Raw genomic sequence first — 17,280 nt, forward strand, 5'->3', positions numbered from 1 at the left:
GGCGACTTGTTGGCGCGACTGGGCCATTCGCGCAGGTCGGGGGCAATGGGATGCATGCGGCTCGCTTTGGGGCGGCATGCACCGAAGGGGGAAAAGCACCAATGGATCGACCCTCTCCCAGAGGGAGAGGGTGGCAGCGTCAGCTGCCGGGTGAGGGGCGTGAGAGCGCAGGACTGGCCCTACGCTCGCGCCGCAGAGAGCCCCCTCCGGAGATGGACGGCCCCTCACCCGGCGCCTGACGGCGTCACCCTCTCTCTCTGGGAGAGGGTCGATTCTGCAGCCTGGCAGCAGGAACGCGTCGTCGCCATGGGCCGCAAACAAAAGCCCGGCGGATGTCGCCATCCGCCGGGCCTGGTCGTCATGTCACCAAAGGACCCGAGGTCCCGGATCTCAGTTCCACTTGCCCATGGCAGCCGACAGGTTGTCGGAGACCTTGTCGAGGAAGCCGGTGGTCGAGAGCCACTTCTGGTCGGCGCCGACCAGCAGGGCCAGATCCTTGGTCATGTCGCCGGCCTCGACCGTGTCGATGCAGACCTTTTCCAGCTCGTCGGCGAAACGCTGCAGCTGGGCGTTGCCGTCGAGCTTGGCGCGGTGGGCGAGGCCACGGGTCCAGGCGAAGATGGAGGCGATCGAATTGGTCGAGGTCTCCTTGCCCTTCTGGTGCTCGCGGTAGTGGCGGGTCACCGTGCCGTGGGCGGCTTCCGCCTCGACGGTCTTGCCGTCGGGGGTCAGCAGCACCGAGGTCATCAGGCCGAGCGAGCCGAAGCCCTGGGCCACGATGTCGGACTGGACGTCGCCGTCATAGTTCTTGCAGGCCCAGACATAACCGCCGGACCACTTCAGCGAAGCCGCCACCATGTCGTCGATCAGGCGGTGCTCGTAGGTGATCTTGCGCTTGTCGAACTCGGCCTTGAACTCGGCGTCGAAGATCTCCTGGAAGATGTCCTTGAAGCGCCCGTCATAGACCTTGAGAATGGTGTTCTTGGTCGACAGGTAGACCGGGTAATTGCGCTGCAGGCCGTAATTGAACGAGGCCCGGGCGAAATCCTTGATCGATTCGTCGAGGTTGTACATGGCCAGCGCGACGCCGGCGCCCGGCGCCTTGAACACTTCGCGCTCGATGACGTTGCCGTCCTCGCCGACGAACTTGATGCTCAGCGTGCCCTTGCCGGGGAACTTGAAATCGGTGGCGCGGTACTGGTCGCCATAGGCATGGCGGCCGACGATGATCGGCTGGGTCCAGCCGGGAACCAGGCGCGGCACGTTCTTGCAGATGATCGGCTCGCGGAAGATGACGCCGCCGAGGATGTTGCGGATGGTGCCGTTGGGCGACTTCCACATCTCCTTCAGGCCGAATTCCTTCACGCGCGCTTCGTCGGGCGTGATGGTGGCGCATTTGACGCCGACGCCATGCTTCTTGATGGCATTGGCCGAGTCGACCGTGACCTGATCATTGGTGGCGTCGCGGTGCTCGACGCTCAGATCGTAATATTCGAGATTCACATCCAGATAGGGATGGATGAGCTTCTTCTTGATGAGGTCCCAGATGATGCGGGTCATCTCGTCGCCGTCGAGTTCGACAACTGTACCCGCGACCTTGATCTTCGACATGGGTCGGCCTTGAGAGCGCATAGCGGAGGAGGACTCAGCCACGGTGCATCCGGACATGCGCCCGAAAGATCCAGCGCTCCCGTGACTGGCGCGTGCCTCTTAGCCCGAAATTCTCGTATGGGCTATGGCCTGTGTTGCAGCGCGGCGCGACATCGCGGCCATTCCCGTCTATAGGCTCGCGCCGCCCGACCGATCGAAAGACCTCCATGCCCGGTATCGACATCACCCGCCTCGCCCGTGAAAAGGGCAGCCCCGTCATCATTCTCGTCGAGCCGCAAATGGCCGAGAATATCGGCACGACCGCCCGCGCCATGGCGAATTTCGGCATGGCACGGCTGCGATTGGTTTCGCCGCGCGACGGCTGGCCGAACGGCAAGGCTTACCCTGCCGCCTCCGGCGCCAACCGGATCCTTGATGAAGCCGAGCTGTTCGGCTCGCTCGACGAGGCGATCGCCGACCTGACGCTCGCTTATGCCGCCACCGCCCGCATGCACGGCCAGGTCAAGCCGGTGCTGGGGCCGCGCGAGGCGGTGGCCGCCATGCGTCCGAGGGTCGCCGGCGGCGAGACCGTCGGCGTCATCTTCGGGCGCGAGCGCAACGGGCTGCTGGCCGAGGAGGTGGCGCTGGCCGACGCCATCCTGACCTATCCGGTCAATCCGGACTTCTCCTCGCTGAACCTCGCCCAGGCCGTGCTGGTGCTGGGTTACGAATGGTTCACCCAGGCCCATGACGCGGCCTTGCCCTTCACCATGATGGAGCGCTCGAAGCCGGCGGCGAAGGCCCAGTTCGCGGCCTTCTACGCCATGCTCGAACGCGAGCTCGACCGGGTCGACTTCTTCCGCCCGCCGGAAAAGCGCGACAGCATGGTGGTCAACCTGCGCAACATCATCCAGCGCATGAATCCGTCGCGCCAGGACCTGGCGACGCTGCATGGCGCCATTTCAGGCATCGCCGAGGGGGCCCGCGGGCCGGCGCGCTCGGGCTCGCTCGACAAGGACGGTGCCGAGACGCTGCGCTCCATGCTGGAGCAGGCGGCCGCCGACAAGAGCGGTGCCACCGCCCCGGTGCGCGGCATCGCCCGGCTGCTCCGGCGCAATCCGACCGAGGCCGAGCGGCTCCTGTGGGAAGCCATGATGAAAGACCGGCGCTTTGCCGGCCGCGGGTTCCGGCGCGCCGTGCCGATCGGCCCGCATGTCGCCGATATCGTGTCGTTCGACCTGCGCCTGGTGATCGACCTGGAGCCGCTGACCCAGGGCGAGGCTGCCGCGGCGAGCCGCGCGGAAAAGCGGCACTGGCTGACCGAGAGGGGCTACCAGGTGGTGATCCTGCCGGCTCACGAGGTCGAGGCGGACCTCGGCGCAACGCTCGACCGGCTGGCCGGGATCGCGCCACAGGCGCCGCGCGCCTAGCCGTTCCGGAACAGGCGGCCCGGGCGGGCCGATGGCCTCCATCGGCGCCCTGTTGAATTACGTTGCGTCAACCATGCGCGCGGACTTTCACCGATTGCGCCAATTTGAATCGAATTGACCCATTTTTCGGCGATCGGCTTACGAGCTTCTTAAAGGGTTTTTACATAGGACAGCAGCCATGCGACGCGTGCCGCCGGACGTCCGGCGTGCCGCCCCCTGGACCGTTCAGTCATGTCCCTCCTCGGCGCCTGGCGTACCTGTTTTCGCGGTGACGGCGGACCGTCACGGGTCTCCGCATCGACGCGTATCGTCGCGCTGATGCGCCGGCCGCTCGAGCGCGCCCGGCGTTTCCGCGGCGACGCACGCGGCAATGTGCTGATCATCTTCTGCGTGGCGATCGTGCCGATCATGGCGATGATCGGCGGCGCCGTCGATTACAGCCGGGCATCGACCGCCCGCGCCAAGCTGCAGGCGGCGGTCGACGCCGCGACGCTGATCGCCGCGAAAAATGCCACCCGCATGACCGAGGCCGAGCTGACGGCGGCGGTGACGCGCGCGGTCAATGCCAATCTGGGCACCGGCGCCAGGAATGTGATCGGCGCGATCCGGGTGGTGAAGGACGGCAACAGCGTCCGCGTCGAGGTCGACAGTTCCCTGGCGACGGAGATGTGGGGCCTCATCGGCATCAAGGACATGGCGGTCAACGTCGTGTCGCAGGCGCGCTGGAAGACGCCGCGCATGGAAATCGCGCTGGTGCTCGACAATACCGGCTCGATGAGCTCGAGCGGCAAGATGACCGAGCTCAAGAAGGCCGTGCGCCAGTTCCTGCTCGACATGGAGGCGATGCGCCTGACCACCGAGCAGGTGCGCATCTCGATCGTGCCGTTCGACACCCAGGTGAATATCGGCACCGGCACGGTCGGCACGGCGTTCCGCACCTCGAACTGGATCCGCTTCGACAATGCGGACCTGGCGAGCAAGCTCAGGACGACCCAATCGGCCTGGACCGGCTGCATGACCGACCGCGACCAGCCGAACGATGTCAATGACGCGGCTCCGACCAGCGACGCGACGCGCTACCGCGCGGTCGCCTGCGGCACCGGTTCGCTCGCCCAGATGAACCCGCTGACCTCGAATTTCGATACGCTGCGGGCGGTCATCGACAAGATGCAGCCTTCCGGCAATACCAATGTGACCATCGGCATGCAACTGGGGCTGGCGACGCTCTCGGCCAACAACCCGTTCACCGAGACGACCAGCGCCGACCCGGAAGTGCTGCGCTTCATGGTGCTGCTGACCGATGGCGAGAATACCGAGAACCGCTTCACCACCTCGTCGTCGTCGATCGATGCCCGCTCGAAACTGATGTGCGATGCGATCAAGAACGCCAGCCCGCGCAGCATCACGCTGTTCACCATCCGCGTCATCGACGGCGACGAGGCCTTGCTGAAGGCCTGCGCGACCCCGGCCTCGGGCAACCAGTCCTATTATTTCCCGGTGACCTCGGCGGCCGGCATCAATTCGGCGTTCCGGGCGATTACCGATCTGATCAGCCAGATGCGCCTGTCGATCTGACGACGGGCCGCCGGCTGCACTCCGCGGCACTTCTCCCGCGCATGGACAGGCGTCCGTTCGGCGCCTGTCCAAACGTTTGTCCCTGGCTTGTCCCGGCGCCGGCGGGCATCGGGCACGCGGATCGATTACGTTGCGTAAACCATATGCGCAGCTATGAATAAATAACGCGCAATTTGCGTGAATCACCCGGCATTTCGATCAGGCATTTATGGGGTTCTTAAAGGACGGCTGCCTAGGAGTCGGGCAAGTCGGTTGCTGGATACCCGCCATGTCGAAATTTGGCCTCCTGCCGTCAAGCCTGCGTCGTGCGGCGTCAGCACGCATGGCGCCGACAGTTGCGCTGCCCGGCCGGCTCAGCGCCGCCGCGGCGCGGTTTCGCGGCGAGGCCGGGGGCTCGGTCATCCTGATCTTCGCCATCGTGATCCTGCCGATCCTGTTGTGCATCGGCGCGGCGGTCGATTACGGCGTCGCGGCGCAGGCCAAGGCCAAGCTCAACGCCGCGGCCGACATGGCGGCGCTCGCCGCCGTCAACAAGGCCTCGCTGACGCTGACGGCGGCCGCGGCCCAGGTCAACGCGGTCAATGCGTTCAACGCCCAAACCGGCGGCAAGGGACGGACCGGCACGACCACCGTCAGCGCCACGGTGACCGATAACGGCCTCGGGCGCACGGCGGTCGTCACTTATAGCGCGACCCTGCAAACCTCGTTCATGGGGCTCGCCGGCTTCAAGACGATGACGGTGGTGGGAACGTCCTACGCGACGTCCAACCTGCCGGCCTATATCGATTTCTACCTGCTGCTCGACAACACGCCGTCGATGGGCGTCGGCGCGACCCCGGCCGATGTCGCCACCATGGTGGCCAATACCTCCGACAAATGCGGCTTCGCCTGCCACGACCTGTCCGACCCCACGGGCAATTACTATACGCTGGCCAAGAAGCTGGGCGTGACCATGCGCATCGACGTGGTGCGGCAGGCGACCCAGCAGTTGATGGATACGGCGACCTCCTCGGCGACCGTGCCGAACCAGTTCCGGGCGGCGATCTACACGTTCGGCTCGTCCTGCGTGCTGACCGGCTTCACCACGATCACCACGCTGACGGCCAGCCTGTCGAGCGCCAAGACCGCGGCTTCGGCGATCGATCTGATGACGATCCCGAGCCAGGGCTACAACAACGATCAATGCTCGGATTTCAACGGCACCCTGGCGGCGGTCAACCAGGCCATTCCCGCGCCGGGCGACGGCTCGACCGCGGCGGCGCCGCAAAAGGTGCTGTTCTTCGTTTCCGACGGCGTCGCCGACGCCTATTACCCGAGCACCTGTACCCGGTCGACGACCGGCGGGCGCTGCCAGGAGCCGATCAACACGGCCGGCTGCACCGCCATCAAGAACCGCGGCATCAAGATCGCCGTGCTCTACACCACCTATCTGCCGCTGCCGACCAACAGCTGGTACAACAGCTGGATCGCGCCGTTCCAGAGCACCATCGGGACGCGGATGCAGAGCTGCGCCTCGCCGGGCCTCTATTTCGAGGTGAGCCCGACGGACGGCATCGCGAGCGCGATGAGCGCGCTGTTTCAAAAGGCGGTGGCCTCCGGACGCCTGACGCAATAGGCGAGGCGCCGGCAGCCGAAAACGACGCGCCCGGCCGGTTCTTCGGGCCTGCGCCGATGCCGTGCGGCGCCGAATGGCGGGCCGGTCACGGCATCGTGCGGAGCCGGCTCAGCCGGCCTTGATCTGGGCGACGGCGATGGCCATCAGCTCGTCCATGGTCCGGCGGATCTGATGCTCGGACTGGTCGACGCCGGCCTTGTCGAGATCGGCCTTGACCTTGCGCAGCACGTCGTGGTCGCCGATTTCCTCGAAGTCGGACTGGACGACCTCCTTGGCATAGGCATCGGCCTCGGCGCCGGTCCTGCCGAGCTTTTCCGCGGCCCAGAGGCCGAGCAGCTTGTTGCGGCGGGCCGTCGCCTTGAAGCGCAGTTCCTCGTCATGGGCGAATCGCTTTTCGAACTCGTCCTCGCGTTTGTCGAAAGTGCTCATGGCGCAATGGTCTCTTGCTTTGACATCGGAATGGCCTGGGGGCTGACCCCACGGGCTTGCATATAGGCGCGGCCTCCCCACTTTGGCGAGAGCAAAGGCGTCGCAGGTCGCGAATTCCGGACCGGTGGCGTCGTTGTGCTGCGGCGCACGATCGGATAGGAGAGACTTGCGGGCAAAAGCGCCCGCGCTTTCGATTCCCTCGATTGCGACCAGCGCTCGCCCGTCCCGCTGCGGGTCACCGGCAGCCCGGAGCCCCGGAGAGAGATGGACTTCCTCAAGCCACGGTATATCCCAATGAGCCGCCGACGCCGCATCTACGAAGGCAAGGCCAAGGTCTTGTACGAGGGGCCCGAACCTGGAACGCTGATCCAGCACTTCAAGGACGACGCGACGGCCTTCAATGCCAAGAAGCATGAGGTCATCGACGGCAAGGGCGTGCTGAACAACCGCATCTCCGAATATATCTTCCTCAAGCTGAACGATATCGGCGTCCCCACGCATTTCATCCGCCGGCTCAACATGCGCGAGCAGTTGATCCGCGAGGTGGAGATCATTCCGCTCGAGGTGGTGGTGCGCAATGTCGCCGCCGGTTCGCTGTCGACCCGGCTCGGTATCGAGGAAGGCACCCAATTGCCGCGCTCGATCATCGAGTTCTATTACAAGAACGACGCACTGAACGACCCGCTGGTCTCGGAAGAGCACATCACGGCCTTCGGCTGGGCGACACCCCAGGAGATCGACGACATCATCGCGCTCGCCATTCGCGTCAACGACTTCCTGTCCGGCCTGTTCCTCGGCGCCGGCATCCGCCTGATCGATTTCAAGATGGAATGCGGGCGCCTGTGGGAAAACGACCTGATGCGCATCGTCGTCGCCGACGAGATCTCGCCGGATTCCTGCCGGCTGTGGGACATCAAGTCGAGCGACAAGATGGACAAGGACCGGTTCCGCAAGGATATGGGCGGCCTGATCGAAGCCTATACCGAAGTCGCCCGGCGCCTTGGCGTCATGGGCGAGAACGAGCGGGCGACCGGCCCGGTGCTGGTGCAGTAGCGCCGGCCGCGCGGCCAGGCCGAACGACGATCGAACGGGGGCCTCGCGGTCCCCGTTTCAGTGTCCGACCCCCGGGGCAACGAGACCCGCAATGACGTTTGGCGTGCTTGGGCAGGTGATGCGGGCGGTGGCGGCCGGAGTGGCGTCGCTCACCATGCTCGCCTCCTGTGCCTATGCGCCCGTGGTCGTCGAAGGCTTGCGGCCGATCGAAACCGGCAGCGAGGGCGGCGACAATCCCTGGATGTTCGTGCCGGTCGGCATCTGGCTCACCCGCGATACCGTGGTGCCGCGCGCCGTCGGCATGTGCGAGACCGAGACCTGCCCGGCCAAGGTGGCCGTTGCCATATTCGAGGCACGGGGCGCCGAGGCGCGCAGCCTGACGCGCAGCTTGCGCAACCCGTCCGAACTCGCGCGGATCGTGGTGGCGGGCAACCAGACCCGGCGCCGGCTGGTGGCCGAGGCCAACCGCTCGGTGCCGCCGGCGATCGCCGCGCGGCGCATGCCGCGGCCGGTCACCGCCACCGCCCATCGCCTGCGCCATCGCGCCTTGAGCGGCTTCACGCTGACCATTCGCCGCACCGAGGGTGACGCGCGGGTCGCCCATGCGGCGGTGCTGGCCCGGACCTGGGGCGACCGGCTGAGAGTGGTGGTCGTGATCGGGGCCAGGCCCGGGGTCGTCGATACAGCGGTGAAGGCCGCGGCCGACGCCAACCTGTCGAACCCGCGGCAGTTCCAGGAGCCGGCGCGTGGCGCGGCGCGGCTGCGCCGGACGTCGGGTGCGGATGCCGTGTTGCCGGTGCTCAGCCTGGCGCAATGACGGCCACGGCTGGCCGCTGCCGCTGTTTCAGCGTGGCCGAGGCCGCGTGATCAAGCCGAAACCTTGCCCGGGCATCGTGGCGCAGCCCGGCGATGCGCCGGGCCGCCCCTGGAGACCATCATGCGCCGTGCCTTGCTCTCGATCGTCGCCGCCGGTTGCCTTGCCGTGCCCCTGGCCGTATCGGGCGGGGCGGCGCGCGCCCAGGGTGTCGCCATGTCGCTCGATGGCTGGGAGCGCAGCGTCGCCCCGACCGGCACGGTGTTCTATCGCTGCACGGCCCCGGCCAGTTGCGGCCAGGGGTCGGTGGCCAGCTATCGCCAGCAGCCGGACGGGCCGCTGCCGAGCCTCGCCGTCTTTCGCGCCCAGAACGAATCGATGAACCGCAGGATGGTCGAAGGCAGTGGCGGCCGGGTGCTGCGGGTCGACCTCGTCGAGATCGCCGAAAGCGAGGTCGCCGGCGCCAAGGTGCAGACCGCGGTCAAGACGATCAGTCATGCCGACGGCCGGCGCGAATATCTGGCGACCTCGGTGTTCTCCGACGGCCAGCGCCATTACAGCCTGGTCTCGACCGCCACGGTGGAGAGCATGGCGCGGGCCAACCTGCAGGTCTTCCTGCCGGTGGTGATGCTGGCCGCCCAGATCGGCGGCAAACCGGCGCCGGCGCGCTGAGGTTTGCGCGGGGTACGGCGGTTTTCGGGAGAATGAGCCGGCGATCGCATTGATCCGGCGCGCGCCACGGTTTAGAGGGACCGGATCCCGCCGAGCCGCCGAGGAGTGCCAAGCGATGAAGGCCCGCGTCACCGTCACGCTGAAGACCGGCGTCCTGGATCCCCAAGGCAAGGCGATCGAAGGCGCGCTGAAGAGCCTGGGCGTCGAGGGCATCGACAGCGTCCGCCAGGGTAAGGTGTTCGACCTGGAACTCGATGGCGGCGACAAGGCCGCGGCCGAGGCCGCGATCAAGGCGGCCTGCGACAAGCTGCTGGCGAATACGGTGATCGAGAACTACCGCATCGAGATCCTGTGACCTCGGAGGGCCAGTCCCTCCGTGCAATTCCTCATGGACGGAAGCGGGCCCCGATGGGAAAACCGAGGCTCGTCCCGGGCCTCAGGATATCCCCGTGAAAACGCCTCTGCTCGCCGCCCTCCTGGCCGTCTCGCTCGGCGCCTGTGCCCAGACGGGCGCGCAGACCGGCTTTCGCGCCGTCGATCCCAACACGCCGATCGCACCCGGCGCCTCGCGCATTTCCGAGCGGCCGATCGATCCGGACAAATGGCTGATCCGCTCCGGGGCGCTCAGGCGGCCGAACCGGCCCCCGCAGCAGGTGACCTTCCATGTCTGCCGGCAATTGTCCTGCCCGAGTCCGGCTTTCGCGGTGGTCTCCTATACCCCGACCCAGACGCGCGCGCCCGACCGGGCCGCGCTGGAGCGCATCGCCACCGAGCAGATGCCCGGCCGCAACGAACTGAACGAACTGGTGGCGTCCGCGCGCGGCGACGGGGCGCGCCATCGAATCATCCTGAGCCGGGTCGCGACCTTCAAGGGACAGCCCGGCATCGCGGTGGAAATCGAGCGCCGGCGTGATGCCGGGTCGCCCGTGATCTATCAGGTCGGCGGCTTCGCCTTTGCCGGCAACCTGATGATCTCGGTCCAGTCATTCTCGACCGACCGGGCGCTCGCCCGGCGCAACCGCGACCAGATCCTCGATCGCATCGATATCCGGGAAGGGCCGCGTCCGGACGGGCAGGGCGCCACCCAGGTCATCCAGACGACCGCGCCGCAGGCTCCCGCCGCTTCGCCGGCGCCACGGCTTTGACGTCGGCGCGCCGGTCGGGTAGGGGTCCGCGCTGAAGGAGAACTTCCGATGAAAGCCGCCGTCATCGTCTTCCCCGGCTCCAATCGCGAGCGCGACATCGCCTATGCGCTGGAGCTGACCTCGGGGGTCAAGCCGGCCATGGTTTGGCACGGCGATACCGCGCTGCCCGCGGGCACCGATCTGGTGGTCCTGCCCGGCGGCTTCTCCTATGGCGACTATCTGCGCTGCGGGGCGATCGCCGCGCGTGCCGCGATCATGGATGCGGTGAGGGCCCATGCCGCCAAGGGCGGGCTCGTGCTCGGCGTCTGCAACGGTTTCCAGATCCTGTGCGAGGCCGGTCTCCTGCCGGGGGCGCTGATGCGCAATTCCTCGCTGAAATTCATCGCCCGCAACGTTCATCTCAGGGTCGAGCGGTCGAATACGCCGTTCACCCGGCGCTACAATGCCGGCGCGGTGATCGAAGTGCCGGTGGCCCATGGCGAGGGCAATTACATCGCCGACGACGAGACGCTGAAGCGGCTGGAGGCGGAAGGCCGCGTGCTGTTCCGTTATTGCGACACGGCCGGCGTGGTCTCGCAGGCCGCCAATATCAACGGGGCGATGAATGCGATCGCCGGCATCGTCTCGGACAATGGCCGGGTGCTCGGCATGATGCCGCACCCGGAGAATCATGTGGATCCCGCGATCGGTTCGACCGATGGCCGGGCGCTGTTCGAAAGCCTGGCCGAGGCGCTGGAAACCGCCTGATCGGCGGTGCCGCCGGCCCGCCGGGAAATTGCGGACAGGCCATTCGATCCCGGCATGGCAGACCGTTTCGCCGTTGCGAAATGAGCCCGCGGCGGTTACTTGCATCGCTTGAGCCGGTGGCAGGACGGGCGACGCCAAGGTCCGCGGCCGGCATGAGCTTGGCCCCGCGGCGGAAGACGGCATGAACCCGAACGAACCCAAGAGCATTCCAGAGCCGAAGATCACCCCGGAACTGGTGGCGAGCCATGGGCTGAAGCCGGACGAGTATCAGCGGATCCTGGCGCTGATCGGCCGCGAGCCGACCTTTACCGAGCTCGGCATCTTCTCGGCCATGTGGAACGAGCATTGTTCCTACAAGTCGAGCCGCCTGCACCTGAAGACCCTGCCGACCAAGGCGCCCTGGGTGATCCAGGGGCCGGGCGAGAATGCCGGCGTCATCGATATCGGCGACGGCCTGGCCGCGGTGTTCAAGATGGAGAGCCACAACCACCCGAGCTATATCGAGCCCTATCAGGGCGCGGGCACCGGCGTCGGCGGCATCCTGCGCGACGTCTTCACCATGGGCGCCCGGCCGATCGCGGCCCTGAACGCCCTGCGCTTCGGCGATCCCGGACATCCCAAGACCCGCCATCTGGTGTCCGGCGTGGTCGCCGGCGTCGGCGGCTACGGCAATTCCTTCGGCGTGCCCACCGTTGGCGGCCTGGTCGGTTTCCACACCCGCTATGACGGCAATTGCCTGGTCAACGCCATGGCGGTCGGCCTCGCCAGGACCGACGGCATCTTCTACGCCAAGGCGACCGGGGTCGGCATGCCGATCGTCTATCTCGGCTCCAAGACCGGCCGTGATGGCATTCACGGCGCCACCATGGCCTCGGCCGAATTCGGCGAGGGTGCCGAGGAGAAGCGGCCGACCGTGCAGGTCGGCGATCCCTTCGCCGAAAAGCTTCTGCTGGAAGCCTGCCTCGAGATCATGGCGCTCGACTGCGTCAACGCGATCCAGGACATGGGCGCGGCCGGCCTGACCTGTTCGGCGGTCGAAATGGGCGCCAAGGGCGATCTCGGCGTCGAGCTGCACCTGGAAAACGTGCCGACCCGGGAAACCGGCATGACGGCCTACGAGATGATGCTGTCGGAGAGCCAGGAGCGCATGCTCATGGTGCTGAAGCCCGAGAAGGAAGAGCAGGCGAAGGCCATTTTCCGCAAATGGGGGCTCGATTTCGCCGTCATCGGCCACACCACCGATACGCTGCGTTTCGTGGTCAAGCACCACGGCGAGGTCAAGGCCGACCTGCCGATCAAGGAGCTGGGCGACGAGGCGCCGCTCTATGACCGGCCGCACGTGCCGACCGCGCCCAAGGCGGCGATCGAGCCGGAGAGCATCGCGCCGCCCCTGTCGAACGGCGCGGCGCTCGTCAAGCTGATGGGCATGCCGGACCTTGCCTCCAAGCGCTGGGTCTATGAGCAATATGACTCGATCATCCTCGGCAATACCGTGCAGCGCCCGGGCGGCGATGCCGCCGTGGTGCGCGTCGAGCACGGCCCGAAGGGGCTCGCCATGACCGCCGACGTGACGCCGCGCTATTGCGAGGCCGATCCGGTCGAGGGCGGCAAGCAGGCGGTGGCGGAAGCCTATCGCAACATCTCCGCGGTCGGCGCCACGCCGCTGGCGGTCACCGACAATCTCAATTTCGGCAATCCCGAGCGGCCGGAAATCATGGGCCAGCTGGTCGGCTGCATCCAGGGCATCGGGGAAGCCTGCCGGGCGCTCGACTTCCCGGTCGTCTCGGGCAATGTCTCCCTCTACAACGAGACCTTCGGCCGGGCGATCCTGCCGACGCCGACCATCGGCGCGGTCGGCGTCATCGACGACTTCACCAAGAGCGTCGGCGTCGCGCTGCAGGCCGCCGGCGACGAGGTCTTCGTGCTCGGCAATACCGACGGCTGGCTCGGCCAGTCGGTCTATCTGCGCGACATCCTGGGCCGGGAGGAGGGCGCGCCGCCGCCGGTCGATCTCGCGCTCGAGCGGCGCCACGGCGAATTCATCCGCGGGCTGATCGCCGAGGGAATGCTGACCGCCTGCCACGACGTTTCCGACGGCGGCCTGCTGGTGGCGCTCGCCGAGATGGCGATGGCCGGCAAGATCGGCATCACCGTCGACAGCGTGCCGGACGAAGTGCCGGCGCATGGCTTCTGGTTCGGCGAGGACCAGGCCCGCTATGCGCTGACGGTGAAGGCCCAGGACATGGACCGGCTGGCGGCGCGTGCCGCCGGCGCCGGCGTCATGCTGACGCGCCTGGGTACGACGGGCGGGTCCGCGTTGACCCTCCCCGGCGAGGCACCCATATTGATCAAGGACTTGGCCGAGCGGTTCGAGTCGTGGCTGCCGGCCTATATGGGGCAGGCGGCCTGAGAGGGAGCGACGACGATGCCGATGGCGGCGGCCGATATCGAGCAGATGATCAAGGACGCGTTGCCCGACGCTTCCGTCGAGATCAAGGACCTCGCCGGTGACGGCGATCACTACGCGGCGACCGTCGTCTCGGAGAGCTTTCGCGGCAAGTCGCGGGTCCAGCAGCACCAGATCGTCTATGCGGCGCTGAAGGGGAAGATGGGCGGCGTGCTGCATGCCCTTGCGCTGACGACCAGCGCACCCCATTGATTTCCAATCAAGTCTCATCGTTGAGCGAGAGAACGCCATGACCACGGAAGCGCAGACCAACCCGGCTCATGCCAAGATCGATGCCGAACTGAAGGGCAGCGACGTCGTGCTGTTCATGAAGGGCACGCCGCAGTTCCCGATGTGCGGGTTTTCCGGCCAGGTCGTCCAGATTCTCGACTATCTCGGCGTTCCCTTCAAAGGCGTCAACGTGCTCGATGCCGACGATATCCGCCAGGGCATCAAGGACTATTCCAACTGGCCGACCATCCCGCAGCTCTACGTCAAGGGCGAGTTCATCGGCGGCTGCGACATCACCCGCGAGATGTTTCAGTCGGGCGAACTGCTCGAGCTGATGAAGAGCAAGGGCGTTCCGGTTCGCGACCTGGCGAGCTGATCGCGCATCTTTCCGGCCGGATTCCGGCTGCCGCTCGACGGTCCAGGAGGCCGTCGAGAGACCCTTGCCCAGAAGTTGCCACAATCGATTGCGACAGGAGCAAGAACGGAGGCGCTGCGTCGCTGGCCTCCTCTCCGTCGCGCGCCGCTGGCCGGCGCTTCGCAAAGCCCAGGATCGCGCATGGCGCGATCGTAAGCCTTAAGAGCGCCCGACCGACATGACAGCTGCCCTGTTCCGATCGCAAGTTGCCGCCGTGACGTTGGGCCTGACCCTTGGCGCCCCCTGCGCGGCGCTCGCCCAGCAGGGCCTCGGGTTTCAGGCAGGCCACGCCTCCGGTGTCGGAGCGCCGCTCAATCTCCTCTCTCCCACCTTCATCGCGCCGACGCCGCGCGCCGCCGTGCCGCCGGCCGCCGGCAATGGCCAGCTGCAGCACGAGACGGCGGCACTGGCCGCGCCGCTGCCCTTGCCGCGCCCGGCGGCCGCGCCGCGCGTGATGATCACCCAGGCCTCGGCGCCGGCCGCCATCGCCGCCGGCATGGCCACGCTGCCGCAGGCCATGGCCGCGGCGCCGGCCCCCGTCGAGGAGGCCACGACCGCCGCCCCGGCCCAGGTCTGGCCGGATGACGAGCCGCGCGATCGCATCATCATTCCCGGCGCCTTCTCGCGTTCGGCCGCGCGCGCGGTCGAGGCTCAGGAGGCGGCGGCGCTGCCGGCGGCCGTGGTCGCCTTCGCCGCACCGGTTCCCGTGGCGCGGCCGGCCGGCGAAGCGGCGATCGCCGCCGCCGTCGCGACGCCGGCCCCGGCCGTGGCGACCGCGCCGGTGCTGGCTTCGACCTCCTCCAGCCCCGTGGTGCTCGCCTCGCACGGCACCGCGACCACCATGACGATTCCCGCCGCGCCCGCCGGCGCTCCGCCCGCCATGGCGCCGCCGGTCGTATCGACGCCGACGCCGGCGCGCGGGCCGGTGCTGGCTTCGCTGCCGCCCGACAGCGGCGCGCGCGACTGGCCGCGTTTCCTGCCGGGCACGCCGGGCGTCGAGCGCAATACCGGCATTGCCGGCGAGCGGGTCATGCCGGATCCCGGCGTGCCGCTGACCTGCCTGCCGCCCGTGGTCCGGCGCGCGCTGAACGACGTCGCCATGCGCTTCGGGCCGATCCTGGTGCGCTCGACCGATCGCGGCAACGGCCGTTTCGTCCGCACCGACGACTGGCGTGGCTCCTATCACAAGGATTGCCGGGCGGCCGATTTCCGCGTCAGCGGCAATGGCGCGGCGGTCATCGCGTTCCTGCGCATGCGCCCCGAACTCGGCGGCGTGAAGCGTTATCGCAATGGCCTGATCCATATCGATGACGGTCCGCGCCGCTCCTGGTGAGCGTGCCGGGAACTCCTTGGCCGGGGAGCATCCATCAAATCCGGTGATCCTCCGATCAGATCACTCCATTTGCTAGCGCTCCCGTTCTCGATCACCTTCTGCCGCAACGGCAGGAGGTCTCGATGTTACTCGTCGGTATGCTCGACAGTCCCTATGTGCGGCGCGCGGCGATCGCCGGGACGCTGCTCGGTGTTCGCTTCGAACACCAGTCGGTTTCGGTGTTCCGGCACATGGACCGGTTTCGGGCGATCAATCCGCTGATCAAGGCGCCGTCGCTGGTCGCCGACGACGGCACCGTGCTGATGGAATCGCAATTGATCATCCAGCACCTGGAAGATGTCGCGGGCCGGTCGCTGCGCCCGGCCGCGGCCGCAGCCCGGGTCGCCGATCTGCGCGCCACGGGGCTTGCCATCGTCACCTGCGAAAAGGCGATCGGCATCGAATATGAGCGCAAGCGCCCCGAGGCGATCCGCTACCAGCCCTGGCTCGACCGGGTGCGCGAGCAGCTCGAGGAGGCGCTGGCCGCCCTCGACATCATCGCCTGCGACCAATGGAAGGGCGGACCCGAACCCTGGAGCCATGGTTCGATCGGCGCGGCGGTGGCCTGGGGCTTCATCCGCTTCACCATTCCCGACGCGGTCCCGGCCGATGCCTTCCCGGCGCTGGCGGCACACGCCGCGCGCTGCGAGGCGACGGACGTGTTCAAGCACTGGCCGATCGACAGGGAGACGCCGTGAGGAGGGAGGGGGCTGGCGAAGGCGAGGGGCCCTGCAGCTTTAAGGCGCTCGCTTGGCTCGCCGCCTCCGATTGCCACGGACCTCCGGCTTATGCACTACGTCATCCCCGGCCGAGCGAAGCGAGGGGAAGGGGATCCAGGGGCCGCTTGGCTGCGCTTTCAGCGCATGAATCCGTGCATAGGTAGGCGATTCGTCCCGAAGGTTTCGCAGCGTCGAGGTTTCAGCCCTGCAACTCCTGGATCCCCTTCCCCTCGCTTCGCTCGCCGGGGATGACATAGAGAGCCTCCGGCGACCGGTTGGACGGCTTCGCCCCCATACCACTTCCCCCCAACGAAAAAGGCCGCTCCGAAGAGCGGCCTTTTTGCAGTCTCGGTGGCTGAAACCAATCAGCGCGAATAGAATTCGACGACCAGCGAGGGTTCCATCTGAACCGCGTAGGGCACTTCCGACAGGGTCGGGATGCGCGCCAGCGTGGCCGACATCTTGCCGTGGTCGACGCTCAGGTAGTCGGGAACGTCGCGCTCGCCGGACTGGACGGCTTCCATCACCAGGATCATCTGGCGCGAGGCTTCCTTGACCTCGATCACGTCGCCGACCTTGACCTTGTAGGACGGGATGTTGACGCGGCGACCATTGACCTTGATGTGGCCGTGGTTGACGAACTGGCGCGCGGCGAACACGGTCGGCACGAACTTGGCGCGGTAGACGACCGCGTCCAGGCGGCGCTCGAGCAGGCCGATCAGGTTCTCACCGGTATCGCCCTTCACGCGCACGGCCTCGGTATAGGTCGCGTGGAACTGCTTCTCGGAAATGTTGCCGTAATAGCCCTTGAGCTTCTGCTTGGCCTTCAGCTGGGTGCCGAAGTCCGAGAGCTTGCTCTTGCGGCGCTGGCCGTGCTGGCCCGGGCCATATTCGCGGCGGTTGACCGGGCTCTTCGGACGACCCCAGATATTCTGGCCCATCCGGCGGTCAATTTTATACTTGGCGGCGTGACGCTTCGACATCGCGTGTCCCTTGTCGTTTTCGTTCGATAGGAGACGCGCCCTCC

17 protein-coding genes are annotated in these 17,280 nt (G+C 67.2%); 14 read left to right on the forward strand and 3 right to left on the reverse strand.

Annotation, left to right across the window (positions count from 1 at the left end; all coding sequences use genetic code 11):
* Positions 1–390 precede the first annotated feature (390 nt).
* Positions 391–1,611 carry an NADP-dependent isocitrate dehydrogenase gene (locus AC07WJ_RS33835; RefSeq protein WP_494939130.1) on the reverse strand — a complete coding sequence of 407 codons (1,221 nt, stop codon included), beginning with the start codon at positions 1,609–1,611 and terminating at the stop codon, positions 391–393.
* Positions 1,612–1,817: 206 nt separating this feature from the next.
* On the opposite strand from AC07WJ_RS33835, the gene AC07WJ_RS33840 reads away from it, so the two are divergent.
* The 3 genes from AC07WJ_RS33840 (at position 1,818) to AC07WJ_RS33850 (ending at position 6,210) form a co-directional block, all read left to right on the forward strand.
* Complete coding sequence (locus tag AC07WJ_RS33840) at positions 1,818–3,020, forward strand: TrmH family RNA methyltransferase (protein ID WP_494939131.1); 1,203 nt, start codon at positions 1,818–1,820, stop codon at positions 3,018–3,020.
* 231 nt (positions 3,021–3,251) lie between these two features.
* Complete coding sequence (locus tag AC07WJ_RS33845; RefSeq protein ID WP_494939132.1) at positions 3,252–4,595, forward strand: vWA domain-containing protein; 1,344 nt, start codon at positions 3,252–3,254, stop codon at positions 4,593–4,595.
* A gap of 322 nt (positions 4,596–4,917) precedes the next feature.
* Positions 4,918–6,210 carry a TadE/TadG family type IV pilus assembly protein gene (locus AC07WJ_RS33850; RefSeq protein ID WP_494939133.1) on the forward strand — a complete coding sequence of 431 codons (1,293 nt, stop codon included), beginning with the start codon at positions 4,918–4,920 and terminating at the stop codon, positions 6,208–6,210.
* A 108-nt stretch (positions 6,211–6,318) separates the two neighbouring features.
* On the opposite strand, the gene AC07WJ_RS33855 is transcribed toward AC07WJ_RS33850, so the two are convergent.
* Positions 6,319–6,639 carry a DUF1476 domain-containing protein gene (locus AC07WJ_RS33855; protein WP_494939134.1) on the reverse strand — a complete coding sequence of 107 codons (321 nt, stop codon included), beginning with the start codon at positions 6,637–6,639 and terminating at the stop codon, positions 6,319–6,321.
* 264 nt (positions 6,640–6,903) lie between these two features.
* Here AC07WJ_RS33855 and purC point away from each other — a divergent pair, with 264 nt between their 5' ends.
* The 11 genes from purC (at position 6,904) to AC07WJ_RS33910 (ending at position 16,232) form a co-directional block, all read left to right on the forward strand.
* Positions 6,904–7,692, forward strand: coding sequence for a phosphoribosylaminoimidazolesuccinocarboxamide synthase (purC, locus tag AC07WJ_RS33860; RefSeq protein ID WP_494939135.1), 789 nt, complete (start codon positions 6,904–6,906; stop codon positions 7,690–7,692).
* A gap of 91 nt (positions 7,693–7,783) precedes the next feature.
* Positions 7,784–8,509 carry a hypothetical protein gene (locus AC07WJ_RS33865; protein ID WP_494939136.1) on the forward strand — a complete coding sequence of 242 codons (726 nt, stop codon included), beginning with the start codon at positions 7,784–7,786 and terminating at the stop codon, positions 8,507–8,509.
* Positions 8,510–8,629: 120 nt separating this feature from the next.
* Entirely contained in the window at positions 8,630–9,178 is a 549-nt protein-coding gene (locus tag AC07WJ_RS33870) for a hypothetical protein (RefSeq protein ID WP_494939137.1), read from the forward strand.
* A gap of 115 nt (positions 9,179–9,293) precedes the next feature.
* Positions 9,294–9,533, forward strand: coding sequence for a phosphoribosylformylglycinamidine synthase subunit PurS (gene purS, locus AC07WJ_RS33875; RefSeq protein WP_494939138.1), 240 nt, complete (start codon positions 9,294–9,296; stop codon positions 9,531–9,533).
* A gap of 94 nt (positions 9,534–9,627) precedes the next feature.
* Positions 9,628–10,323 carry a hypothetical protein gene (locus tag AC07WJ_RS33880; RefSeq protein WP_494939139.1) on the forward strand — a complete coding sequence of 232 codons (696 nt, stop codon included), beginning with the start codon at positions 9,628–9,630 and terminating at the stop codon, positions 10,321–10,323.
* 48 nt (positions 10,324–10,371) lie between these two features.
* Complete coding sequence (gene purQ / locus AC07WJ_RS33885) at positions 10,372–11,070, forward strand: phosphoribosylformylglycinamidine synthase subunit PurQ (protein ID WP_494939140.1); 699 nt, start codon at positions 10,372–10,374, stop codon at positions 11,068–11,070.
* Between the two features lie 181 nt (positions 11,071–11,251).
* Positions 11,252–13,480, forward strand: a complete 2,229-nt coding sequence (gene purL, locus AC07WJ_RS33890) for a phosphoribosylformylglycinamidine synthase subunit PurL (RefSeq protein ID WP_494939141.1) — start codon at positions 11,252–11,254, stop codon at positions 13,478–13,480.
* 15 nt (positions 13,481–13,495) lie between these two features.
* Positions 13,496–13,729, forward strand: coding sequence for a BolA family protein (locus tag AC07WJ_RS33895; protein ID WP_494939142.1), 234 nt, complete (start codon positions 13,496–13,498; stop codon positions 13,727–13,729).
* Positions 13,730–13,766: 37 nt separating this feature from the next.
* Positions 13,767–14,123, forward strand: coding sequence for a Grx4 family monothiol glutaredoxin (grxD, locus tag AC07WJ_RS33900; RefSeq protein WP_494939143.1), 357 nt, complete (start codon positions 13,767–13,769; stop codon positions 14,121–14,123).
* A gap of 217 nt (positions 14,124–14,340) precedes the next feature.
* Positions 14,341–15,495, forward strand: a complete 1,155-nt coding sequence (locus AC07WJ_RS33905) for a hypothetical protein (RefSeq protein ID WP_494939144.1) — start codon at positions 14,341–14,343, stop codon at positions 15,493–15,495.
* 122 nt (positions 15,496–15,617) lie between these two features.
* Complete coding sequence (locus AC07WJ_RS33910; protein WP_494939145.1) at positions 15,618–16,232, forward strand: glutathione S-transferase; 615 nt, start codon at positions 15,618–15,620, stop codon at positions 16,230–16,232.
* Positions 16,233–16,618: 386 nt separating this feature from the next.
* On the opposite strand, the gene rpsD is transcribed toward AC07WJ_RS33910, so the two are convergent.
* Positions 16,619–17,236 (reverse strand): 30S ribosomal protein S4, encoded by a 618-nt coding sequence (gene rpsD / locus AC07WJ_RS33915; RefSeq protein WP_494939146.1) that lies wholly within the window; start codon positions 17,234–17,236, stop codon positions 16,619–16,621.
* Positions 17,237–17,280: the final 44 nt, after the last annotated feature.

The sequence above is a fragment of the Phreatobacter sp. GW821-FHT04C01 genome, assembly GCF_059420385.1.